Annotated in this window: 24 protein-coding genes and 7 tRNA genes; 20 read left to right on the forward strand and 11 right to left on the reverse strand. The window is 43.2% G+C overall.

The window, feature by feature from the left end:
* Positions 1-339 precede the first annotated feature (339 nt).
* From B5F25_RS16260 to nusB, 5 genes are all read right to left on the reverse strand, one after another.
* Positions 340-771 carry a DUF5606 domain-containing protein gene (locus B5F25_RS16260; protein ID WP_087250789.1) on the reverse strand — a complete coding sequence of 144 codons (432 nt, stop codon included), beginning with the start codon at positions 769-771 and terminating at the stop codon, positions 340-342.
* A 73-nt stretch (positions 772-844) separates the two neighbouring features.
* The gene (gene coaE / locus B5F25_RS16265) at positions 845-1,450 is read right to left on the reverse strand and encodes a dephospho-CoA kinase (protein ID WP_087250791.1); all 606 of its coding nucleotides are present in this window, start codon (positions 1,448-1,450) and stop codon (positions 845-847) included.
* Positions 1,444-2,463, reverse strand: a complete 1,020-nt coding sequence (locus B5F25_RS16270) for a YbbR-like domain-containing protein (protein WP_087250794.1) — start codon at positions 2,461-2,463, stop codon at positions 1,444-1,446. The genes coaE and B5F25_RS16270 overlap by 7 nt, the downstream gene beginning before the upstream one ends.
* A gap of 11 nt (positions 2,464-2,474) precedes the next feature.
* The gene (gene yajC / locus B5F25_RS16275; protein WP_022041260.1) at positions 2,475-2,783 is read right to left on the reverse strand and encodes a preprotein translocase subunit YajC; all 309 of its coding nucleotides are present in this window, start codon (positions 2,781-2,783) and stop codon (positions 2,475-2,477) included.
* A 43-nt stretch (positions 2,784-2,826) separates the two neighbouring features.
* Positions 2,827-3,753: a transcription antitermination factor NusB gene (gene nusB / locus B5F25_RS16280; protein ID WP_022041259.1), complete on the reverse strand. Its 927-nt coding sequence runs from the start codon at positions 3,751-3,753 to the stop codon at positions 2,827-2,829.
* Positions 3,754-3,935: 182 nt separating this feature from the next.
* Here nusB and B5F25_RS16285 point away from each other — a divergent pair, with 182 nt between their 5' ends.
* From B5F25_RS16285 to B5F25_RS16300, 4 genes are all read left to right on the forward strand, one after another.
* Entirely contained in the window at positions 3,936-4,325 is a 390-nt protein-coding gene (locus tag B5F25_RS16285) for a DUF3276 family protein (protein ID WP_087250797.1), read from the forward strand.
* Between the two features lie 286 nt (positions 4,326-4,611).
* Positions 4,612-5,208 carry a 50S ribosomal protein L25/general stress protein Ctc gene (locus B5F25_RS16290; protein ID WP_022041257.1) on the forward strand — a complete coding sequence of 199 codons (597 nt, stop codon included), beginning with the start codon at positions 4,612-4,614 and terminating at the stop codon, positions 5,206-5,208.
* A 35-nt stretch (positions 5,209-5,243) separates the two neighbouring features.
* On the forward strand, positions 5,244-5,807 hold the full coding sequence (pth, locus tag B5F25_RS16295; protein WP_022041256.1) for an aminoacyl-tRNA hydrolase: 564 nt from the start codon (positions 5,244-5,246) through the stop codon (positions 5,805-5,807).
* 79 nt (positions 5,808-5,886) lie between these two features.
* Positions 5,887-6,318, forward strand: a complete 432-nt coding sequence (locus B5F25_RS16300) for an RNA-binding S4 domain-containing protein (RefSeq protein WP_022041255.1) — start codon at positions 5,887-5,889, stop codon at positions 6,316-6,318.
* Positions 6,319-6,379: 61 nt separating this feature from the next.
* Here B5F25_RS16300 and B5F25_RS16305 read toward each other — a convergent pair whose 3' ends face one another.
* Complete coding sequence (locus tag B5F25_RS16305) at positions 6,380-6,805, reverse strand: HIT family protein (protein WP_022041254.1); 426 nt, start codon at positions 6,803-6,805, stop codon at positions 6,380-6,382.
* Positions 6,806-6,842: 37 nt separating this feature from the next.
* Positions 6,843-9,101: a cation:proton antiporter gene (locus B5F25_RS16310; protein ID WP_087207263.1), complete on the reverse strand. Its 2,259-nt coding sequence runs from the start codon at positions 9,099-9,101 to the stop codon at positions 6,843-6,845.
* A gap of 152 nt (positions 9,102-9,253) precedes the next feature.
* Here B5F25_RS16310 and B5F25_RS16315 point away from each other — a divergent pair, with 152 nt between their 5' ends.
* Complete coding sequence (locus B5F25_RS16315) at positions 9,254-11,377, forward strand: DNA topoisomerase 3 (RefSeq protein ID WP_087250799.1); 2,124 nt, start codon at positions 9,254-9,256, stop codon at positions 11,375-11,377.
* Between the two features lie 153 nt (positions 11,378-11,530).
* Here B5F25_RS16315 and B5F25_RS16320 read toward each other — a convergent pair whose 3' ends face one another.
* Positions 11,531-12,625 (reverse strand): DUF1848 domain-containing protein, encoded by a 1,095-nt coding sequence (locus tag B5F25_RS16320; RefSeq protein WP_241148431.1) that lies wholly within the window; start codon positions 12,623-12,625, stop codon positions 11,531-11,533.
* A gap of 395 nt (positions 12,626-13,020) precedes the next feature.
* Between B5F25_RS16320 and B5F25_RS16325 the strand changes: the two genes are divergently transcribed.
* The 7 genes from B5F25_RS16325 (at position 13,021) to B5F25_RS16355 (ending at position 19,458) form a co-directional block, all read left to right on the forward strand.
* Complete coding sequence (locus B5F25_RS16325) at positions 13,021-13,233, forward strand: helix-turn-helix transcriptional regulator (RefSeq protein ID WP_022041250.1); 213 nt, start codon at positions 13,021-13,023, stop codon at positions 13,231-13,233.
* Between the two features lie 5 nt (positions 13,234-13,238).
* On the forward strand, positions 13,239-14,288 hold the full coding sequence (locus B5F25_RS16330; protein ID WP_087250801.1) for an adenine-specific methyltransferase EcoRI family protein: 1,050 nt from the start codon (positions 13,239-13,241) through the stop codon (positions 14,286-14,288).
* Between the two features lie 5 nt (positions 14,289-14,293).
* Entirely contained in the window at positions 14,294-15,403 is a 1,110-nt protein-coding gene (locus B5F25_RS16335; RefSeq protein WP_087250803.1) for a DUF262 domain-containing protein, read from the forward strand.
* Positions 15,404-15,415: 12 nt separating this feature from the next.
* Positions 15,416-16,234 carry a DUF2971 domain-containing protein gene (locus B5F25_RS16340; RefSeq protein ID WP_022041246.1) on the forward strand — a complete coding sequence of 273 codons (819 nt, stop codon included), beginning with the start codon at positions 15,416-15,418 and terminating at the stop codon, positions 16,232-16,234.
* A gap of 6 nt (positions 16,235-16,240) precedes the next feature.
* The gene (locus B5F25_RS16345) at positions 16,241-17,617 is read left to right on the forward strand and encodes an ATP-binding protein (protein WP_022041245.1); all 1,377 of its coding nucleotides are present in this window, start codon (positions 16,241-16,243) and stop codon (positions 17,615-17,617) included.
* Positions 17,618-17,626: 9 nt separating this feature from the next.
* Positions 17,627-17,824, forward strand: a complete 198-nt coding sequence (locus B5F25_RS16350; protein WP_022041244.1) for a hypothetical protein — start codon at positions 17,627-17,629, stop codon at positions 17,822-17,824.
* Positions 17,825-18,831: 1,007 nt separating this feature from the next.
* Entirely contained in the window at positions 18,832-19,458 is a 627-nt protein-coding gene (locus B5F25_RS16355; protein WP_087250805.1) for an HU family DNA-binding protein, read from the forward strand.
* Positions 19,459-19,462: 4 nt separating this feature from the next.
* On the opposite strand, the gene B5F25_RS16360 is transcribed toward B5F25_RS16355, so the two are convergent.
* Positions 19,463-19,684 carry a hypothetical protein gene (locus B5F25_RS16360; protein ID WP_225226370.1) on the reverse strand — a complete coding sequence of 74 codons (222 nt, stop codon included), beginning with the start codon at positions 19,682-19,684 and terminating at the stop codon, positions 19,463-19,465.
* Between the two features lie 114 nt (positions 19,685-19,798).
* Between B5F25_RS16360 and B5F25_RS16365 the strand changes: the two genes are divergently transcribed.
* From B5F25_RS16365 to B5F25_RS16400, 8 genes are all read left to right on the forward strand, one after another.
* Positions 19,799-20,701 (forward strand): DMT family transporter, encoded by a 903-nt coding sequence (locus B5F25_RS16365; RefSeq protein WP_087250807.1) that lies wholly within the window; start codon positions 19,799-19,801, stop codon positions 20,699-20,701.
* A gap of 207 nt (positions 20,702-20,908) precedes the next feature.
* A tRNA-Gly gene (locus B5F25_RS16370) sits at positions 20,909-20,981 on the forward strand.
* 13 nt (positions 20,982-20,994) lie between these two features.
* A tRNA-Leu gene (locus tag B5F25_RS16375) sits at positions 20,995-21,075 on the forward strand.
* A 23-nt stretch (positions 21,076-21,098) separates the two neighbouring features.
* Positions 21,099-21,181 (forward strand) — tRNA-Leu (locus B5F25_RS16380).
* Between the two features lie 9 nt (positions 21,182-21,190).
* Positions 21,191-21,266: transfer RNA gene (locus tag B5F25_RS16385), tRNA-Gly, on the forward strand.
* Positions 21,267-21,276: 10 nt separating this feature from the next.
* Positions 21,277-21,357 (forward strand) — tRNA-Leu (locus B5F25_RS16390).
* Positions 21,358-21,364: 7 nt separating this feature from the next.
* A tRNA-Gly gene (locus B5F25_RS16395) sits at positions 21,365-21,437 on the forward strand.
* Between the two features lie 25 nt (positions 21,438-21,462).
* Positions 21,463-21,535: transfer RNA gene (locus B5F25_RS16400), tRNA-Gly, on the forward strand.
* Between the two features lie 68 nt (positions 21,536-21,603).
* On the opposite strand, the gene B5F25_RS16405 is transcribed toward B5F25_RS16400, so the two are convergent.
* A complete protein-coding gene (locus B5F25_RS16405) occupies positions 21,604-22,425 on the reverse strand; it encodes a tetratricopeptide repeat protein (protein WP_087250809.1) in 822 nt (273 codons plus the stop codon).
* Positions 22,426-22,558: 133 nt separating this feature from the next.
* Positions 22,559-23,620 carry a 3-isopropylmalate dehydrogenase gene (leuB, locus tag B5F25_RS16410; protein ID WP_087250811.1) on the reverse strand — a complete coding sequence of 354 codons (1,062 nt, stop codon included), beginning with the start codon at positions 23,618-23,620 and terminating at the stop codon, positions 22,559-22,561.
* Between the last annotated feature and the right edge of the window lie 33 nt (positions 23,621-23,653).

Consider the following 23,653-nt stretch of genomic DNA (forward strand, 5'->3'; position numbering starts at 1 on the left):
AACCACAACGTCAACATACAGGTTCAACAAAACTATAGCGACTGTCACTATGAATCCAATAGTAACAGTCGCTATCATTATATAGATATTTAATGACTGTAGTTTATCGAATGCTTACGTTTGTATCTGAGAAGCGAAGATATCGGTAATGTCAGGAGACACAGTTATTATGTGAGAAACACAGAAAAATTACAATAAAAATGGCACATAGAGTGATTATCGTCTGTCATCTCCATATGCCATTTTATGTTTTAGGGACATTTACTGAATATCCCCAAATAGGAATTGTCGTTTAATTCATTCAATTTATGGCTTCAAATGTGCATAAATAGTCTCTGTTTATTCTTCAACAGCAGTCTCTACGGTTTCCATCTGAGCACCTTCTACAAAATCAGTTTCACCGCTTGATACCAGCAGATTGTACCATTGAATCAGCTTTTTGATATCACTGGTATGAACACGGTCACGGTCATAATTGGGTAATACTGCCGCCATAAACCCGTGCAGCTCGTCACTGGATGCTTTCTTATAATTGAACTGCACTTCAGCACCATTTTCTTTTTTCTTTACCGATTCGAGCACAGTAGCCAATGGCACTTCTTCAGCATCGGTGTACATAGCAATATCGCCCAACGAAATCACTTTATCACTGGCATAGACCGGCATTCTTTTCTTATCTGCGATATTTTCAACAATCAACATATTTTTAGCCTGAGAAATCAGCTTATACAGTCCCGGTTTTCCCGAGATTGCCAAAATAGTTTTCAACATACGAGTTTCTAATTAGTTTAATAATTTATTTTAATAGGACAAAAATACAATACACGACCGACATACACAAACTTTATCCGTTACCTTTTATCATTTTTTCTAAAGTTTCCTGCAAATCGTCTAATTGAAGATTTAACGGACGACTCCCGTCATTGAATATGATAAAGTCTGAGCGATCCTGCTTGGCTTTATCATCCATCTGAGCTACTATCCGCTGACGTATTTTCTCTTCGGTTGTACTGTCACGCAACATGACCCGACGAATTCGAAGTTCTACCGGAGCATACACCATGACAACCTTATCTACAATGTTGTCGAATCCCGACTCAAAAAGGATAGCCGACTCTAATGCCACAATCTCACATCCGGTTTGCAAATCCGCCCATTTCAGAAAGTCAGCCTTTACCTGCGGATGGACAATGGCATTAATTTGCCCGGCATGACAAGAATCGGCAAACAGGTAATTTGCCAGCAAAGGCTTATTAAGTGTGCCGTCACTCTTGTAAACCTCTTTTCCAAGCAATGCTGTCAGCCTCCGGCGAATCCCTTCATCAGAAAGCATCAGACGTTTTGCTTCCGAATCGGTATTATAGACCGGAATTCCATAGTGTTCTGTCAACAAGCGGGAAACATACGATTTTCCGCTCCCAATTCCTCCGGTAATACCTATCTTCACCATTCGGTTTCCTCCCCCGATGTCTGCTCTATTAAATAATCGACCGAAGCTGGCGTAATACGGACATGACTGACATAATCGGGAGAAGTCTTTAGAGTCAGCGGAAGTTTGTCACTCTTGGCCCGAATGATATCCTCATAAGTAACACCAATAAAAAAGTCGTCTGATGTGGCATCCTTGAAATGCGCCAAACCTACTTGAAACGTCACCTGTACTTTCGAAGGGAAAGTACGCAGCACCTTATCGGCAGGGAAATTAATGCCCACAATCGGCACCTCTACGGTTTTTTCGGAATACATATCGACATACACCAGCAGGTCGTCGTATGCCGGAACAAACTTCACTCCTTTAATCTTCTGCAACATTACCCGCTGGTTCAAAGTATCCGTTACATTTTGCAGATGCACTTTCTCGGTATAAGCAGCCGTCAATGTATCGAGCACTTCTTCGGGGGCATATGCGATGACCGAATCGGGAGAAAAACCTATGTGGGAAATATAATACTGCAAGCCGGCACTTACTTCACCTGCCAGCCTGACAGGAACTTTCTTCGCCTTGCCCATCGTGTAAATAAAATCAAGCGTATCCGGACGTACCGAAAGCAGATGGGTAGAGACGTTCAATTGCGCCGAAATCTTCTTCAACAGATCTGCCGAAGAAATATGCACATGCGCCCCCCGGTCCTTATAGTCGTTAAAGTCAAACGAAATAGGGAAAAAGGTTCTGCCCAGCATATAGTTCAGCAAGACTGTCCCCCGGTCTTCCACCCTTACCCGCACATCGCCTGGCAGTTCGGATGTCAACACAGCTTCTTTCGGGACGTTTTTCAAGCGTAAAGGCACCTTAAATTCTGTCTGATAGACATCATCCAGTGTCTGCAACATCCAAAAAGCGAAAGAGACCAAGACAAAAAACAAGAAGACCAGACTCTCCTTGCACTTATCGCTAAGCAAGAATTTTCTGATCTTCCGTATTCCCTGTCTATAATATTGCTGTATGTTCTTTACATCGAACATAGATCCGTCTCTTATTTATTGTTTGCAGCCTGTGTATCAGCGTAAATAGAGTTCTTGTCTACTTTCAGTTTTACACTCGGAGCCACTTCTACAATAACAGCATTGTCTTCTATTTCTTTAATCTTCCCATAAATACCTCCGGCTGTAACGACCGACTGTCCTACCTCCAGGTTTTTGCGGAAGTTTGCTATTTCCTTCTGCTTCTTGTTTTGGGGACGAATCATAAAGAAATACATAATAGCAAAAATTGCTACCATCATAATCAGGAAAGAGTAGTCGCCTCCTCCTTGTGCTGCCATAAATACAGTTAACAAATTCATAATTATCTTTTCTTGGTTAATAAAATATCAGCAGACAAATATATCAATTTTTTGTCAGCTTGTTTTCCTTTTTCAATTGATTAACAATTCCATCCAGTGTGCCATTAATAAATCCGCCACTTTTGGGAGTGCTATACAATTTGGCTATCTCCACATATTCATTCAACGATACATTGACCGGAATGTTGGGGAAAGTCAGTATCTCGGCTAGTGCAACCTGCATAATCACCACATCCATTGCGGCAACCCGTTTCAGGTCCCAATTTTTCGAATGTTCACTAATCAGGTGACGGTAATAATCGGCATTCAAAATGGTACGACGGAAAAGACGGCGCGCATAGTCTTTGTCTTCATCGTCTTTGAATTCGGGCAACAGTTCCTGCTTGTCCCCGTTTTCGGGGGCAAAACGTTTGATGGTCTTGAGCACGAATGTATCGACAATCTCCTTGTCATCGTTCCAATACAAGCTCTGGTCTTCCAGCACTTCATCCAATGCCTGATTGTTGAAAATTACCTTCTTATACAGCTTCCGCCATACTTCACGGTCATCTTCATACGAAGAAACTTCGCTTGCCATGTATTCCTTATATATATCACTTTGCATAATCTGCTCGCACAAACTCTTGATGAACTCGCCCTCGTTCTCCCATGTTTTCTTCTGAGAATTGACAAATTCATTCAGCTGCCTGTTCACTTCCAGTTGCGCGATAAATCGGTTGTCTACAAATTTTGTGTTAGGATTCAAGTCTTCCGGCGTGGGAGCAAGCTTGTGCCTGGCAGCATCCAGCCGCCTGCTGGCATACCGCGTCACTTCTACCATCAAAAGCAAAAGATAGTTGTACAGATCATACGCCTTGGACAAACTGAAGAACAACTCCTTTTCTGCAGTATCCAAATTTTTCCCGCCATTCTGATAATAAGCGTAGATTATCTGAACCACCTTCAAACGAATAAGAACTCTGTTAATCATACTAATTATTATAACTATGTCACATTATGAGGTGCAAAAATAATGATTTTCATCCATACACTCCAAATAAAGTACGCATTTTTACTGTTTTTTTCTGTTTATAGATATTTTAAGACATAGTTCCTTGGCTTTTTGCAGAAAATTCAGCAATTTTGGCATCGGAATTTTAGATTTTACAGACAATGGAAGAAGTTAAGAAGAATACGATGACTGAAATAGACAAAGAAATCGTTTTTACGAAAGCTATCAAAGCCGGGAAAAGAATCTATTATTTGGATGTGAAGAAAAGCAGAAGAGGTGAAATGTTTCTCGCCATCACGGAAAGCAAGAAAGTCGTAACAGGTGAAAGGGAAATGTCGCAGGTCAGCTTTGAGAAGCATAAGATATTCCTTTATAAAGAAGATATTGAAAAATTCATGGATGGGCTTCATGAAGTAATCCGGTACATCGAGCGTGAGCAGGGACCGATTGTAGGAGAAAGCCACATCGCTGAAAACACCGACCTCAGAGGCAACGCAATCCTGAATGAGCCGCTAAAGACAGAAGACATCAAAATCGACATCGATTTTTAATAACCAGAGGTACACCCGCTTTTTGGTCAACGGATATATATTCACCAGCCAATGAAAATATCTACCCGGGCAGGTGAAGATATATTCTTGACCCATTGAAGTATATCTTCAATAAAAGACGAAAACATTTCGTTCAAGAAAAATAGTCCATACGCTTGCAATATCAAAGAATATCACTACCTTTGCACCGCTTTTTCAATTTCATCGTTGTGACATTGACGCATCGTGTGATGGTGAATTAAGCAAAGATATCACTTAATTTAGAGTAACACAAAATTTATCAAACATGAAATCAATTGACATTACAGGTTCTTTAAGAACAGAAACAGGCAAGAAGGCTACCCACGCTTTGCGTAAGAACAGTCAAGTTCCATGCGTATTGTACGGCATGAAGAAAGACGAAAACGGTCTGCCCGTTGCCACTCCTTTCACTGTTACGGTAGAAGGTTTGCGCAAACTGGTTTACACTCCGCATATCTATGTAGTAAACTTGAACATCGACGGACAGGTTTACAATGCAATCATGAAAGATATCCAGTTCCACCCCGTAACTGATGCTATCCTGCACGTTGACTTCTATCAAATCAACGAAGAAAATCCGATTGTAATGGAAGTTCCGGTTCAATTGGATGGTCTGGCTGAAGGTGTGAGAGCCGGTGGTAAACTGGTACTGCAAATCCGCAAGTTGAAAGTGAAAGCTTTGTACAACAATATGCCCGAACGTGTGGTTATCAATGTTACCAACTTAGGACTGGGCAAAACCATCAAAGTCGGTGAATTGCACTACGACAATATGGAAATCCTCAATGCCAAAGAAGCTGTGGTATGTGCTGTCAAATTGACCCGTGCCGCACGTGGTGCTCAGGCTGCCGCTGCAAAATAATCCTGTAAACCACTAAAAGTACAAATCCACTTTCAATGAAATATTTGATTGTAGGTCTGGGAAATATCGGTGACGAATATCACGAGACCCGACACAACATAGGATTTATGGTATTGGACGCTTTAGCTAAAGCGTCCAATATTGTTTTCAAGGACGGACGTTACGGAGCTACGGCATCACTATCGCTGAAAGGCAGGCAACTTATTCTGCTGAAACCATCCACTTACATGAACCTAAGTGGAAATGCAGTCCGATACTGGATGCAACAAGAAAAAATTCCATTAGAAAACGTCCTCATCGTAGTAGATGATCTGGCACTCCCATTAGGAAGCTTACGCCTGAAAGGCAAAGGAAGTGATGCCGGCCATAACGGACTGAAACACATAGCCGCCATACTAGGCACACAAAACTATGCAAGACTACGGTTCGGTATCGGCAATAACTTCCCGAAAGGAGGACAGATAGATTATGTATTGGGACACTTCGATGAAGAAGAACGGAAAATTCTTCCCGAACGGATCAGTACAGCGGAAGAAATCATCAAAAGTTTCTGTCTTGCCGGATTGAACATCACCATGAATCAATTTAATAATAAATAAGTATAAAAGGAGGCAGAGCATCCGTTTATACTTACCCCTCTGACTTCTTTAATACTTTAATACTAAAACAGAACGACCTATGCCTGAAGCAAGAATAGACAAATGGATGTGGGCTGCCCGCATATTCAAGACCCGCACCATCGCCGCCGAGGCTTGTAAAAAAGGAAGAATACACATCAACGGGGCACAAGCAAAACCTTCCCGTATGGTCAAGCCGGGAGATGTCATTCAAGTAAAAAAACCGCCCGTTACCTATTCTTTCAAAGTATTGCAGGCGATAGAGAAACGCGTAGGAGCCAAACTGGTTCCCGAAATTATGGAAAATGTCACGACACCTGACCAATATGAATTACTGGAAATGAGTAAGATAAGCGGGTTCGTCAATCGTGCTAAAGGTACAGGAAGACCAACCAAAAAAGACCGTCGTGAATTGGACGACTTCTTTATGCCCGAATATAATGATGACTTCGACTTTGATTTCGATGACGAAGATTCGGACGATGAGGAATAAAAACATAGAGGCATAAAGCACAGAGCACGTAAGACTCTAAACTTTATGCCTCTATTGCCTGTTACAGATTTGCCTTGATGGCTTCAATCAATTCCTGATACTCGGCATCCGACAAGTAAACCTTTCCCGGATTCATCTGGAAAGTTCCTCCATAATCCGGACCATCTACATATTTGGGTGCCAAATGAAAATGCAAATGCGACAACTTGTCGCTGTATGCTCCATAATTGATTTTCTCAGGATGGAATGCCTTTTGCATGGCACGGGTCACACGTACCACGTCTGCCATAAATGCATTACGGTCTTCATCGCTCAACTCATTCAAGTCATTTACATGATCTTTATATGCCACCAGACAACGTCCGCGATAAGTTTGTTCTTTAAACAAGAAAACACGCGAAACACTCAGCGGAGCAATTTCAATCATCAAATTGTGCAACGTCTCATTGTTCTGACAATAGAGACAATCTTTCGGATCACTTTTCATACTTCTTTTTATATTTAATAATTATAAAATAATGGTTTTATCCTTCTGCCGCAAACAATCGTTTCAAATTCGCTTCTTCACCTACCACCCAGACAATATCATTTTCACTTAAAGGTAAATGTACGTCAGGAGCACGAAGCACATTCTCCCCAGACGACTCTACCCCTACTACCAGACAATGATATTTCGACCGCACACCACATTCAATAATATTTTTCCCGACAAAGGGAGAATCTTTATCCACAATAAACTGCTTCAACAACATTTCATGCCTTTCAAACTCCCCGTCATCAGAGGTACGCATCGCCTTCATTGCCATTGAAGAGAAAAACGACAACTGTTCATCGGTACCAATAATCTGTAACGTATCTTCTGGAAAAATACGCGATGCGCCATCAGGGATATTCAACCGTCGGTTGCCTCGTATGATAGATGCCACATGCACACCGTATTTTTTCCCTAAATCCAGTTCTTTCAGCGTGTGTCCGACCCATTCCGAATCAGGAGACACCACAAAATCACTCAAGTGTAAATCCCTGTCAAGCAACTTGCCGGCATACGACGGACGCTTGCCGCCCAAATATTCCTGCTGCATCTCTTTCGAACGCAAATTCATCACAAACGTACGCTCCAGCACAATAGACTGCTTTTTAAGGAAACGCGAAAAGACCATAGCACATACCAGCAAGATAGCTATCCCCATCATCAACGCCACCGATGTGTGAAACAAGCGTTCGATTACAGACACGATAAATCCTGCAGCTATAATAACCCTGAAGACAACTAAAGAAATCAACAAGGCATGATTGAAACGATTGTCTGCCCATAAAGTACGAAATTCTTCCGAATGGTTTTTCTTCATAATCATCGCACGTAAGAATGGAGCCAGCACTGCTATCGTGACAACAGCTGTCAACACCCGGCCCCATAAGTCGCCCAACATATTCGTAGCAAAAGGCTCTACCAAATGCAGACACACCATAATGACACCAACTGAAAGGACAGAATAAACAACCACAATCCGAAGCACTGCCGTCATCAGTTTCTGCCAATTAGTCTTATGATTCACCGTAGATGCTCCCGCCGAATACCGCTCAAGCAACAGGCTCCAACGCTTAGGCAAGTGGCTGTTAACCAGATTATAAGCAGGAAGAGCAAGCCGAATCATATAAGGAGTAAGGAAAGTAGTAATCACCGATACCGCAACCACAATCGGATAAAGGAAATTACCGGTCACTCCCAAACTGACTCCCAAGGCTGCAATGATAAAGGCAAACTCTCCGATTTGAGTCAGGCTGAAGCCACATTGTATCGCAGTTTTCAACGGTTGTCCCGACAACAAGACACCTGCCGTTCCAAACAGAGTCTGCCCCAACAGTACAGCTGCTACAATGGCTAGAATCGGATATTTGTATTCAACAATCATATGAGGATTAACCATCATGCCTACCGATACAAAAAAAATGGCACCAAACAAATCCTTAACCGGAGCCACCAATCGCCCGATATGCTCCGACTCAATAGTTTCCGAAAGGATTGACCCCATAATAAAGGCACCAAATGCAGGAGAAAAACCTACAGCAGCTGCAAAATAAACCATTCCGAAACATAAAGCAAGCGATACAATAAGCAACGTTTCATCACTCATCAATTTACGCAATCGCTTCAACAGCAATGGAATCAGATAAAGTCCCACCACCAGCCACAACACTAAAAAGAACACCAGTTTGGCAAGACTGTACACCATTTCGACTCCCTCAAAATGTGTACTGACCGCCATTGTAGAAAGCATAACCATCAATACAATGGCAAGAATATCTTCGATAATCAGAATCCCCAATACAACACCGGCAAAATGCTGCTGACGCAAACCCATATCATCAAAAGCCTTATAGACAATCGTAGTAGAAGACATGGCTATCATTCCTCCCAAATAGATACAGTCCATTTGTTTCCATCCAAACATCCATCCCACTGATATACCGACCACGATCATACACAAAATAATGGTACAGGCTGAAATAACTGCCGAACTTCCTACTTTCAACAGTTTTTTCATACTGAATTCAAGCCCCAAAGCAAACAACAGGAAAATCACACCTATCTCTGACCATAAATGTATATTTGCCTCATCGGTTACGGAAGGAGTGAACTGAAAATGCGGGCTGCATAAAAAACCGGCAACTATATAACCTAATACTAAAGGCTGCTTCAGTTTTTTAAATACAAGCGTCATCACTCCGGCACATATCAAAATCAATGCCAAATCACTAATAAGAGGGGCTAATTGAGACATATTGTTCAAGTTGTATGTATATTTCCATACAAATGTAACAAAAAATCCGATAGATACGAATACATACAGAACAGATTCAAGAAAAATCAGTGCACGGACACGCAAAAGCTATTTTTTGACTACCTTTGCAGAACAATCAAATAAATTTATATATGATAGTTTGCATAGCCGAAAAACCAAGTGTAGCACGCGACATCGCCGATGTACTTGGAGCCAGAGAACGCAAAGATGGATACATCGAAGGAAACGGATACCAAGTGACTTGGACATTCGGTCACCTTTGTACACTGAAAGAACCGCACGAATATACACCTTCGTGGAAATCATGGTCGCTCTCCAGCCTGCCTATGATACCACCACGGTTCGGCATCAAACTAATTGAAGACCCAGGCATACACAAACAATTTAAAATCATTGAACACCTGATGCAGGCTGCCGATGAAATTATCAACTGTGGTGATGCCGGACAAGAGGGGGAACTCATACAGCGCTGGGTGATGCAAAAAGCCGGTGCACACTGTCCGGTGAAACGCTTGTGGATTTCTTCACTCACTGAAGAAGCCATTCGTGAAGGTTTTTCCAAACTGAAAGACCAAATTGAATTCCAGCCGCTTTACGAAGCAGGACTGAGCCGTGCCATCGGTGACTGGCTGCTGGGAATGAATGCCACCCGACTGTATACACTGAAATATGGACAAAACCGCCAAGTGCTCTCCATCGGGAGAGTACAGACTCCTACCCTTGCCCTTATAGTCAACCGGCAACAAGAGATAGAACACTTCGTACCGAAACAATACTGGGAGCTGAAGACTGTATACCGAGATACCACTTTCAGTGCCATTGTGCGCAAAAGTGACGAAGAGCTTGCGGAAGAAGCATCCCAAACTTCACAAGCATCTAAAAAAAACATCAATAAAGAAGAAACAAATCGCGGCATTCCACCCATCACCGATGAAACAACAGGAAAACTGCTACTTGAACGTATCAGCAATGTACCTTTTACAATTACTGACACGGCTCTTAAAAAAGGAACAGAAGCACCTCCTCGTCTGTTCGACTTGACCTCACTACAGGTAGAATGCAACAAGAAGTTTTCTTATTCTGCCGATATGACCCTACAGCTCATCCAATCGCTTTATGAAAAGAAAGTGGCAACCTATCCCCGTGTAGATACCACTTTCTTAAGTGATGATATTTACCCCAAATGTCCCAAGATACTAGAAGGATTAAAAGATTATACCTCTTTCACGGCTCCTCTATCCGGAAAGACCCTGATTAAATCGAAAAAAGTATTCGACAATTCGAAAGTGACCGACCACCATGCCATCATTCCTACAGGCGTACAACCTAAAGGATTGACTGATATGGAAAAACAAGTGTTCGACCTGATAGCAAGACGCTTTATTGCCATATTTTATCCGGATTGCAAATTTTCCACCACCACAGTCACAGGAGAAGCTGATGGCATTGAATTCAAGGTTAGCGGCAAGCAGATCATCGACCCAGGCTGGAGAATCATCTTTGCCAAAGAACCGAAAGACGATACGAAAGAAGGGGAAGAAGAAAGCGTATTGCCTGCTTTCACCAAAGGAGAAAGCGGACCACATACACCTATGCTGAATGAAAAATGGACACAACCGCCCAAACCCTATACCGAAGCCACCTTGCTGCGGGCTATGGAAACAGCAGGCAAGTTAGTGGATAACGAAGAGTTGCGCGACGCCCTGAAAGAGAACGGAATAGGACGTCCTTCCACCCGCGCAGCCATCATCGAAACATTATTCAAACGGCATTACATCCGCAAGGAACGCAAAAGCCTGACAGCTACTCCCACAGGTGTAGAATTAATCGGACTAATACACGAAGAATTACTGAAATCTGCCGAACTGACCGGCATTTGGGAAAAGAAACTGCGTGAAATAGAACGGCGCAGCTATGATGCCAAACAGTTCTTGAACGAATTAAAACAAATGGTTAGTGAAATAGTCAACAGCGTGTTAAGTGACAATACAAACCGACGCATCACCATAACAGCAGAAGAACCTATACACAAAACCGTTACCAAAGACATGCCCCAAAAGAAGAAAACAACTTCCACCAAACGAAGCAAGAAAGTTGTTTCTTCTCCCAATACCGCCACCGATACACTACCGCAAGAAGATGCTATCGTAGGAACAAAATGCCCCTTATGTGGAAAAGGTACAATACTGAAAGGGAAAACCGCATACGGCTGTTCGGAATGGAAAAACGGATGTACGTTCCGCAAACCTTTCTGAAAGTTTTTCTTACCACAGACTCGTATCGTTAAATTTATAACTAACCCGTTGAAAACAAACGAGTTCATTGGTAAGGTTTAGCATAACGCAACAGGTCAAGTAGCTGGATTTCAACAACTTTAATGAAAAAGTTGATTTTCAGTTACTCCGTTTTTATTCTATCAAGCTTTCATTATTGTCCGAATGCCTTGCTTTATTTCGCAACACACATTCACGGCTTGTGTTGGCATAGCAATATACACAAAAATGAAGGCACGTATCATACATCCCAATGTCTTTGCTCACCATGCATCCGCATATTTTACATTGCCCCTTGTCTTTCAGATTTTTCCGTTCAATAGGAATAGGAGGAATCTCTCCGAACAAATCCGGTTCGGACAACTTGCCGGTATGCAGATAGTAAACCAATTCCTTATCTTCGCCGAACACACGTTCCATTAACTCCCCGTCTATGCAACGGTTATGCTCAATGTCATACTTCTCCAAATTAGCTTCTTCGGCACACGTGGCAAGCGTCAGGTTCCAGCCTTCGTCCTTCCATACATCGCGCAATTTTGCCAGACCTTCCACTATTTCCAACCGTTGCGCCTCATTCAGTTCTGCGGTTTCTACATTCTCTTTCGTAAAGCAATGCATTTCCTTTATCAGATTGTTTTGCACTTTCCGATAGGCTTTTACATCCACAAAGCTGAATACCAGCTTGTCCGTGTACCCTTTCAACCGATTGCCTATCTTCCATATCCGGTTCAGCAATATACGTGGGGTTATGTCAGGCGTGATAACCAACGGGTCAAACCGCCATATCACTCGCTCATGTCCAATCTGCTCCGACAATTTGCAGAACGTTTCAATCCGTTTCTCCACACTGGGCACATTCGGTTCGAAACCTTCGCGTACATAGTCGTTCAACGTCACCTGAAAATAGTAATGAATCCCTCGTTCATCCAACTGATATAAATAAGGTAAGATAGGTTCCGGATTCTTCGTCCAGAACACCACTACTTTACAATGCTTGAAAGACACATACATCGGCTTCCGGTTAAACGGATTATACCATACACAATACCCTTTAGCCAAGCGGTTAAAGAACCATTTGGCATAAAAGGCAGGTATATCCGTAGAGCGGCTGGCGGAAATGATTACCGGAGCGGTTGCTTCTATTTGTTTGCCAGAATCGGTGGTTATCTTTTCCTTCGCTACCCGGAACTTAACATGTATCTCTTCACGAGTTATTTTATCCGTTTCCATAATAACTGAGCATCTCGCGAAGATACAAAATATAATTGGAAGCCAATGTTTTATCAATGAGATGATAAATATCTAAATACCTTTTTAAATATTATTCAGCCTTCTATGATAAAGCGTTGCTGTTCCTTTAATGTCTTGACCATGTCGCAGTGCTTTATTTACATATCATACAGCTTTTCCAAATCACTAATAACCTCATCATTTAGTATCGGTTTGAACAATTTGTCAAACATGCTTTGGTTTCCTTTTAGACCTTTGGATTGTTCCGGTTCGCAATACTCAAAAACTTCAATTATAAACACATTTTCTTGTCAAAGCTTGAATGATTTTGATGAGTAATCATTATCTTTGCAGATACAATCAATTATTATTGCACATATGCAATACGTTTTAATATGGGAACAGAAAAAATAAACAGACTAAAAATAGTATTGGTAGAACAGGGGAAAACCGGGAAATGGTTGGCTGAACAGTTAGGAAAGAACGAGGCTACTATTTCGCGCTGGTGTTCCAATGCTACCCAGCCTTCATTGGAAATGCTGATGAAGATAGCGGAAATTTTGGAAGTGAATGCAAAGGATTTGATTAACAAGGGAAAATTCGATTAAATGATATGGCTAATAAGAATCTGAACAAGGCAAAAGAAGCCAAGAAAGACGAATTTTATACGCAATTGGAAGATATTAACAACGAGTTGCGGCATTACCGGGAACATTTTCGCGGTAAAACTGTATTGTGTAATTGCGATGACCCACGTGTGAGCAATTTCTTCACCTATTTTGCTTATAACTTTGAGTTCCTTGGATTGAAGAAACTGATTACCACTTGTTATAAAAATCAGAACATTGACTTGTTTAGCCAGAACAAGAGCGAGCAAGCCGTTTATTTAGTTTACGAAGGCGACAAGAACGGCGACCATATACCCAATGCCGAAGAGATAGGCGTAAAACCGTTGAAAGGTGACGGGGATTTCCGCAGCAAGGAATGCATCGAACTGCTCAAAGAAGCGGATATTGTGGTAACCAATCCACCGTTTTCCTTGTTTCGAGAATACGTGGCTCAACTGATGGAGTATGAAAAGAAGTTCTTGATTATAGGGCATCAGAATGCTATTAAATACAAAGAAATATTTCCTCTTATAAAAGAAAACAAATTATGGTTAGGATATGGTTTTAAGGGCGGAGCAGGGCATTTTATCTCTCATTATGAGGACAAGGCTACCGCTGGTGACCATCGTGAAGGAATGATTCGGGTATCCGGCGTTACTTGGTTTACCAATCTGGAAATAAAGAAACGGCATGAAGATATTATTCTATACAAGCACTATACGCCGGAAGAATATCCAACTTATGAAAACTATGATGCTATAGATGTGTCAAAAACAGAATATATTCCTTTAGATTACGATGGCTTAATGGGAGTTCCTATTACATTTATGGATAAATACAATCCAGAACAGTTTGAGATAATAGGAAATACTTGTGATACAGATTGGATAAGGTCTGCCGGTTTTAAGCCGATGGGACAAGCAACAATTGATAATTTAAGGAAACAAGGAAATAAGGCTCATGTCACGGCCAATATGAATTCTCCGTACATATTGAGAAATGGTCTTGTATCTTTACCTTATGCACGAATCATAATTCGTAAAATCAAAAAATAACCGATATGCAGATAGAATTGAAATCCATAAAAATCCAAGACTTGATTGACGGATATATCAACGATCCCGATACCGGTGTAAAAGGCTATCATGGCAAGTTGGACATACGTCCGCCCTATCAGCGTGAGTTCCGTTATGACGAAAAGCAGCAACAAGCCGTTGTGGAAACCATTCTCAAAGGTTTTCCCCTTAACATCATGTATTGGAGCGTGGATGAGAACGGCAATTTTGAAATGATTGACGGGCAACAGCGTACCCTCTCGATCTGTGGGTTCTATACGCACGATTTCCATATCGTTGATCCCGACCGGGGTACACTCTATTTTTCTACACTCACAGAGGAAGAGAAAGCCAAGTTCCTCAATTATGAATTAACGGTGTATTTTTGCGAGGGTACAGACAAAGAAAAGTTAGACTGGTTCCGGGTAATCAACATTGCAGGAGAGAAACTTCTCGACCAGGAATTGCTGAATGCCGTCTATGCCGGACCTTTCGTAACAGATGCCCGCAGGCATTTCTCAAAGAACGGATGTCCTGCTTATAAGATGGGAGCCGATTTTTTGAGCGGTAATGCCATAGAGCAGGCGTATTTGGCAACTATCTTGAAATGGGCGGCTCGTCATGACGGTGTAGAAAGCGTGGACAAATACATGGCATTGCATCAGTTTGACCCGAATGCCAATAAGCTATGGGCTTACTTTGTATCTATCATTACATGGGTACGTTCTACGTTTACCAAATATCGCCGTGAAATGAAGGGGCTGGATTGGGGAGCCATGTATGATGAATTTGGCGAAAACGTGTATGATACGGCAGCCCTCGAAAAGCAGATACACGACTTGATGGAGGATGATGAAATCATGAAGAAGTCAGGTATCTACCGTTATGTATTAAGCGGTGACCTGCGCGACCTCAGTTTCCGAACTTTCGACAAAAAGCAGAAGCGCGAAGCTTACGAGCGTCAACAAGGTATTTGCGTTCATTGTGGCAAGCATTTCGAATTGGAGGAAATGGAGGCCGACCACATCACGCCGTGGAAAGAAGGCGGTACAACGGTGGCGGAAAATTGCCAAATGCTTTGTAAGAATTGTAATAGGATTAAAGGAGGAAAATAAATATGTACTAATATGAGAATATACCATTATACAAATATAGAATCACTCGCACTTATACTTAAAAATAAAACAATTCGTTTCAACCGCTTGGACAAAGTGGATGATTTAGAAGAAGGTAATGCGGAATCTTTAGGAGTAAAATTCTGTAAATATGTTTTTGTCTCCTGTTGGACTGAAACAACAGAAGAAAGCATTCCCTTGTGGAAAATGTATGGTGGTGATAGCGGAGGAATACGAATTTCTCTTGAACAAGAGATGTTTAAAGAATACTTCGTTTCTAATTTAAATTTTGGAAACTTAAAATCTCAAGGAGCTATAATATCTAAAATTCCACCTCAGGACATGGTAAATCCAAATTTCTTTTTCTTTCCCATGTTAGATTATAAAAACGATTTATTTTATAGACATGTAAAATACGTGGATGACATCTATGTATTCACTAAGGATGCTATTCAAATAACAAATGTTCAAGGGAATCGTGGCAATATGCATGTGGACATGAAACCTTTTGGCTATTATAAGAATAAACGATGGGAATTTCAAGACGAAGTTAGATTTGTCCTCTATTCTCTTCCTATGAATCCCTTGTTAGAAGGAGTAAACCCTGAAATTTCATCTATTGTAGTGCAAAGTCTTTTAGGAAATAAATCATTGCCATTCCATTATTATGATATGAAGTTAAAGGATGATGTTTTTGATAATTTAGAGATTACACTAAGTCCATCCGCGACAGAATCACAAAGGCTTATTATTCAGGCGTTGATTGATAAATATGCTCCTAATGCTACACTAAAAGAAAGCGCTTTAGGCAAGGTGGTTCGCTTAAAATAAAACGATATGGTCACCGAATCTCAAAACATAGAGTTCAAAGAATCTTGGCGCGACGAATACCAGAAATGGATATGCGGTTTTGCCAATGCACAAGGCGGTATCCTTTATGTGGGTATAAAGGACAATGGCGAAGTGTGCGGTGTGCAGGATGCCAAGAAGCTGATGGAGGATATTCCGAACAAGGTGCGCGATATGATGGGTATCTTGGTAGAAGTCAATTTGAGGGAAAAGGACGAAAAGCAATATCTGGAGATTGTAACGGAGGCTTATCCTTATCCCGTTAGTTTCCGTGGAAAGTATTACCAGCGGAGTGGGGCTACCAATCAAGAACTGAAAGGGGCTGCACTCGATCGTTTTATGCTCCGCAAGCAGGGTAAAACATGGGATGGTGTGCCAGTACCTTATCTGAAAGCGGAAGACTTGGATAACGCCACATTCGATTTATTCCGCAAGTATGCCAAACGGAGCGGACGTATGGAGGAAGCGGACTTAATGGATGACAATCACGGATTATTGGAGAAGCTTCGGCTTTATGAGGGCAGTTATCTGAAACGTGCTGCCGCTTTGTTGTTCCATCCTGACCCGGAACAATATGTGACTGGAGCATTTGTAAAGGTCGGCTTCTTCCGTGAAGGTATGGATTTGGTATATCAGAATGAAGTGCATGGTAACCTGTTCCAACAAATTGTGAAGCTGATGGACTTGCTGTGTACCAAATATATGAAAGCCATCATTACTTACGAGGGCATCCAACGAATAGAAACATTGCCTATGCCCCGTGAGGCTCTGCGTGAGGCATTATTAAATGCTTGCATCAACAAAGACTATGCAGAACCTTCTCCCATTCAAATCCGCGTGTATGAAAATAAGTTGGAGATAATAAACGGTGGGATGTTGCCTGAAGGGTGGACTGTGGAAACATTATTGTCTTCTCATCGGAGTATGCCTTACAACCCGGATATTGCCAATACCTTCTTTCGTGCCGGTGAGATTGAGGCATGGGGACGCGGCATTGAGCGTATCATCACGGCTTGTAAGAATGACGGTTTCTCCACGCCGGAGTTCCGCTATGATGCTTCGGGTATTTGGACTACATTTAAGTTCGAGTACCCAGAAAGAGCTACTACCCAAAGCGACCAGAAAACTACCCAAAAGACTACCCAAAAGACTACCCAAAAGGCCATACAAAATCTGACGGAACAACAGCAAGCTATACTCTCATTCTTAAAAGGACATCCGGAAGCGACCCGAAAAGAGATAAGCGAAGGCCTTTCTAATATTACAGAGGATGGTGTAAAATATAATCTTTCCCGCCTTCAAGAGCTTGGCTTGCTGAAACGTATAGGAGGCAGGAAGCAAGGATATTGGCAAATTATAGAATAAAGGAGGATTATGGACGATTTGGAAGAATTTGAAAGCAGGCACAAGGATTTGATGGCATGGCAACGCTTTCAAGACGAGCTTGAAAGAATCAAGGGAGAAAATACCTACGATGATTTGCACGACTTTGAGGATAAAAGCTTATCCTTACAGCAGGAAACCTCCACGCAACTTGGCGCAGAACGCTGCAACAATCCGGTGGAGCAATAGTGGGAGATTACGCTACTTACAGAAAGATAAATCAAAGATATTCAGCTTTTTGAATCAACAGTTCGATTCCTAATGGGAATACCATGTTCCCGTCGTTAAAATCAATCTGTTTCATTGCTATATCGCTTTAACAAGTTATGTTTCTTTTTTCGGAGGCAAAGTTAAACGAAAAGCCGCAGAATAATGTTTTTCTGCGGCTCAATATGTGTTGGTGAGAGGCTCTTTTTGTCGAAATAAAATTTCGGCTGGCTATGATGATTCACGATAACTTGCTTCTTGAATATCTAATAACTTTCTGCTAAGTTATATCATGCGACAGCTATTTTTCAGCAAAGACATATGCACTCCGAGCTTTTTTCACATTGCTGGTAATATAATGATACGAACTATTTATTCGGGAACTTTGTAGTATCAAATTATAGAAATTGTCATGTATAAAATTTGATAATCAGAAAGATATAGAATATAATCCGGCTCAAGCATGGAACTGTGTGCCATTTCCACATCTCTGAAGGTCCTAGGAAAACCCAACACACAATGGTGAATAGACAGCAGCCCCACGCTATACAGCGTGGGAACCGCCAACGTCCATTCCTGTGTAACTCTTGAAAGTTTCCTAGGGTTTCAAGAACAAGAATGAAGAATGAAGCATGACGCTTCTCACAAATATTTTTCCCACAAAATAGTGAGCCGCAGACGCTTCTGCCTGCTCACTGCCACAAAAGTAAGTAATACTCACGAATAAATCAAACGATATTCTTTTATATTTGATGGGTAAAGAATTTATATCCGAATCTTTTTCAAATAAATCCCCCAAACTCTTGACTTCGCTTCTGGGCTATATTATCTTTGCAGATAGCTCCCTTTTACGGTTTTGATATCAAGAACGTACGGTTTCCAATTGGAGAACGTACGGTTTCCATATCAAGAACGTACGGTTTCGATATGGAAACCGTAAAATGGAGACAACTGAAAACCGATTATTAACCTTTTAAAAACACATTGCCATGAGTGCCCTTTATGATTTCTTGCCTGTACCGCCAAAAGGAAACAATGAAAGCGGATCGCACCTTTATCCTAAGCTGCGTCCTTACAAGACTGTTTCTTTTGATGAACTTACAGAAAAGATTGCCTCCCATTCCGGATTGACCAAAGGAAATATCCTTGCCGTGATGGAAGAGATAGAAAACTGGACCAAGCAGCTCCTTTCGGAGGGGTACCGCGTGCAGATAGGGAACATCGGCACGGTTTCTGCCTCGCTCAAGGCAGATGCGGAAGTGTACGATAAAGGAGATATACACGCCCAATCCATCCGTTTTGATAAGGTGAAGGTGACCGTATCGAAACAGTTCTCGAAGCAATGCGGCGGAAAGGTACTGCGTGCCCCTTCGGGGAAGAAGTTCCAGCAAAGTTCGTACACGTATACGGAGGAAGAGCGGCTCGCCTTGCTTCAATCGTATCTGGAGAGCCACGACTATATCACCCGTGCGGAATATGGCGCTTTGACGGGGCTGCTGAAATACAAAGCTTGGCAGGACCTGGACAAATGGGTGAAAGCGCATCTTATCGACATCAAGGGGCGTGCTCCTCACCGGGTGTATGTGAAGCGTAAGGGGCAGGATGACAGGCTTTAATTTTTCAATAAAGTAAACTGTTTTGAAATTCTACAAAATCAGCACACGATAAATTCAGAAGCTGTTTTGAATTTCTCCAAAAAGTTTTTCTTAGCTTGATGTATCCCGTTTTTCGTGTGTGCTTTGGGCGATTTTTTGGTCCTTTTCGCTCCTGTTCTTCGTCAGATAGCCCGCTATCTTCCTCATCACAGAAGCGAAAATGCCTCAAAAACTCATCCCAAATCATCGCACGATAAATTCAAAACAGCTTCTCAAAATAGTTTCTTATGTATCTCCATGCATTAATTAACCAATTGTTTTTCGTACCTTTGCACCCGATTTAGAAACTAAACGAAACGACATGTGGTTATTATTAGCATTCTGCTCGGCGGCATTGCTGGGCTTTTATGACGTGTTCAAAAAGAAATCGTTGAACGGGAATGCGGTGCTCCCCGTACTGGCGCTGAACACGCTGTTCTCCAGCCTCATCTTCATCCCCTTCATCCTTGTGTCCAGGTTCTGTCCGTCGGCATTGCAGGACACGATATTTTTCGTACCCGAAACGGGAGGCTGGGAAGTGCACAAATACATTGTGCTGAAATCGGTAATTGTACTTTCATCGTGGACTTTCGGCTATTTCGGAATGAAGCACCTGCCCCTTACCATCGTAGGGCCGATTAACGCCACACGCCCTGTAATGACCCTGGTGGGCGCATTGCTCATCTTCGGCGAGCGGCTGAACCTGTACCAGTGGATTGGTGTGCTGCTGGCGGTGGTATCGTTTTTCATGCTAAGCCGCTCGGGCAAGAAAGAAGGCATCAGCTTCGAACACAACCGCTGGGTGTGGTTCGTGGTGCTTGCCGCCTTGCTGGGAGCTATCAGCGGCCTGTACGACAAATACCTGATGGGAATGTTCAACAACATGGTGGTGCAGGCTTGGTATAACATCTACCAGCTCTTCATGATGGGGGCGGTGCTGGTGTTCCTGTGGCTTCCGAAACGCAAGACCACTACCCCTTTCCACTGGGACTGGTGCATCCCGCTGATTTCCCTCTTCCTCTCGGCGGCAGACTTCGTATATTTCTATGCCTTAGGAATGGACGACTCGATGATTTCCATCGTGTCGATGGTGCGGCGGGGAAGCGTGGTGGTATCGTTCCTCTTCGGTGCCATGGTGTTCCGCGAAAAGAACCTGCGGAGCAAGGCGGTTGATCTCGCACTGGTGCTTCTCGGCATGTTCTTCCTGTATCTGGGGAGCCGGTAGGATTCTCTTTATAGGAAAATTTAAACAGGCTCTACATACATCCGTGTAAAAGTCTGATTTCTGAAACAGGAAAAAGGTAGCTTGCCGCTCCGTTTTCCTGCTTTAAGTTCCGGTAAGAAACATTTTTTCGCAAAAAAACAAGCAGTTTGTTTGCTGATTTGAGAAAAAGCATTACCTTTGCAACCGCAAAACAAAACAACGATTGTTGCGGAAATAGCTCAGTTGGTAGAGCACAACCTTGCCAAGGTTGGGGTCGCGAGTTCGAGTCTCGTTTTCCGCTCTATAGTAATAATGCCCAGGTGGCGGAATGGTAGACGCGCACGTTTCAGGTGCGTGTGTCGAGAGGCATGCAGGTTCGAGTCCTGTTCTGGGCACGTTCTTTTTAAGTTTGTTTATCGGAGAGATGGCGGAATTGGTAGACGCGCTACTTTGAGGGGGTAGTGACATTATGTCGTGGGAGTTCGAGTCTCCTTCTCTTCACCCGTTGTTGCGGAAATAGCTCAGTTGGTAGAGCACAACCTTGCCAAGGTTGGGGTCGCGAGTTCGAGTCTCGTTTTCCGCTCCACAGTAATGATGCCCAGGTGGCGGAATGGTAGACGCGCACGTTTCAGGTGCGTGTGTCGAGAGGCATGCAGGTTCGAGTCCTGTTCTGGGCACATCATTGCGGAAATAGCTCAGTTGGTAGAGCACAACCTTGCCAAGGTTGGGGTCGCGAGTTCGAGTCTCGTTTTCCGCTCACGTTAGTTATTTTGGGTTTCATTGCGGCAATAGCTCAGTTGGTAGAGCACGACCTTGCCAAGGTCGGGGTCGCGAGTTCGAGTCTCGTTTGCCGCTCGTAAAGAGAGATTGGGTTATCCCGGTCTCTCCTTTCGTTTTTTATGTCTTAAGAGCCAGATATGGATTCATCTGACCTCTTTCAGCTTTTCTTCCAATTGAAGAGCTGATATACCCAATTTAATAGCTTGCTCGTAGGCCTGACGTGCCTGGTGTTTCTTCTTTTGGCGGACATAAATGTCGCCCATCATCACATATACGTCAGCGTCATTCGGGTCAAGCTTTGCCGCAACCTCAAGATCCAGCAAGGCCATATCGGTAAATTCCTGCTCCAGTTCCACATTGGCACGCATTTTCAAGAGTGATGCATCCTGCGGATATTCTTCCACCAACAGATTCAGGCGGTCACGGGCTGCAATGAACTTTCCTTCCTTCTGGTCAAGCATGGCAAGCCCGATACGGGCAGGCTTGTTTTTCGCATCCTTTCCCAATAAGACATTATAGTCGATACGCGCCTCCTTATACTGATGACGCTGCATGTAGATATAGGCGCGGAACAGGCGTGCTTCTTTCTCTTCGGGAATAAGGTCGATGACGTTGCAATAGTCAATGTATGCTTTTTCGAGCAAGCCTTTATCCAGATACAATGCCGCACGGTTCAGAAGGATAGCCGTAGCGTATGGCGTGATATTCAACGCCATGGTATAGGCTTCGATGGCTTCGTCCGCCTTTCCCTGACGCTTCAATACCGTGCCGAGGTTGGAAAAAAGCAAGGCGTTGCGGGCATTCTTAGGGTCGAGCTTCAAGGCTTCGCGGAAAAGCTGTTCGGCACGCGCCAAACTGTCCTTCTGCGCACAAGCCATCGCTTCTTCCACCAGCTCGTTATAGTTTTGGGCATACAGTCCGAACGAGCACAGGCAGACACACGCTATGATAATCAGTCTTCGCATATTTAAGAAATTCTTTTGGGTAAAACGCAGATTAACGCAGATTTCCGCGGATTCTTTTTACCATGCAAAGATAAAAATAGAAAAAATACAATCTGCGGAAATCTGCGTTAATCTGCGTTTCAATCCGATAACTTTACGCTTCTTTAATATAATTCACAATCCATGCGCCAACTTCTTTTGTACCATACTTGGCACCGCCTTCTGCCTGGATTTCGGGCGTACGCACGCAAGCATCCAGCGAAGCGTCTACGGCACGGCGTATCAGGGCACCCTCTTCCTTGCAGTCGAAGTATTCGAACAACATGGCTACGGAAAGGATTTGCGCCAACGGATTGGCTATGTTCAACCCCTTAGCCTGCGGCCACGAACCGTGAATGGGTTCGAACACCGGCGTGCTTTCGCCAGTAGAAGCGGACGGGAGCAAGCCCATCGAGCCGCTGATGCAAGAACCTTCGTCGGTCAGGATATCGCCGAACGTATTCTCGGTCACCATGACATCGAAGAACTTCGGTTCCTGAATCATGCGCATTGCCGCATTGTCGACATACATATAGTCGGTGGTTACTTCGGGGTATTGAGGAGCCATCTCCTGGGCTATCTGACGCCACAAGCGTGACGATGCAAGCACATTCGCCTTATCGACTACCGTCAGGTGCTTGCGGCGCTTCATGGCATACTCAAAACCTACCTTCAGGATACGTTCGATTTCGGGACGGGTATAATAATTGGTGTCATACGCCTTATCGTTGTCCTGGTATTTCTCGCCGAAATACATGCCTCCGGTCAGCTCGCGGATGCAAAGAAAATCGGCACCGTCCACCAGTTCGGCACGCAAGGGAGACTTGTGCAACAAACATTTGAAGGTCTGCACCGGACGGATATTGGCAAACAGTCCCAGCTTCTTGCGCATGGCAAGCAAGCCCTGCTCGGGACGTACCTTTGCCGTAGGGTCATTATCGAACTTGGGGTCGCCCACCGCCGAGAACAATACGGCATCGGCATCCTTGCATACCTGATAGGTTTCTTCCGGGAACGGGTCGCCCACCTTATCAATGGCATCTGCACCGCAGATAGCGTATTCGTAACTTACTTTATGTCCAAACTTCTCACAAACAGCCGTCACGACATCGACACCCTGAACAGAGATTTCAGGCCCGATGCCGTCACCGGCTAATACTGCAATTTTAAATTCCATAGGTCTTCTTTTTTAGGTAACCAGGAAACCAGG

The sequence above is a fragment of the Bacteroides sp. An19 genome, from assembly GCF_002160215.1.
Lineage (GTDB): Bacteria > Bacteroidota > Bacteroidia > Bacteroidales > Bacteroidaceae > Phocaeicola > Phocaeicola intestinalis.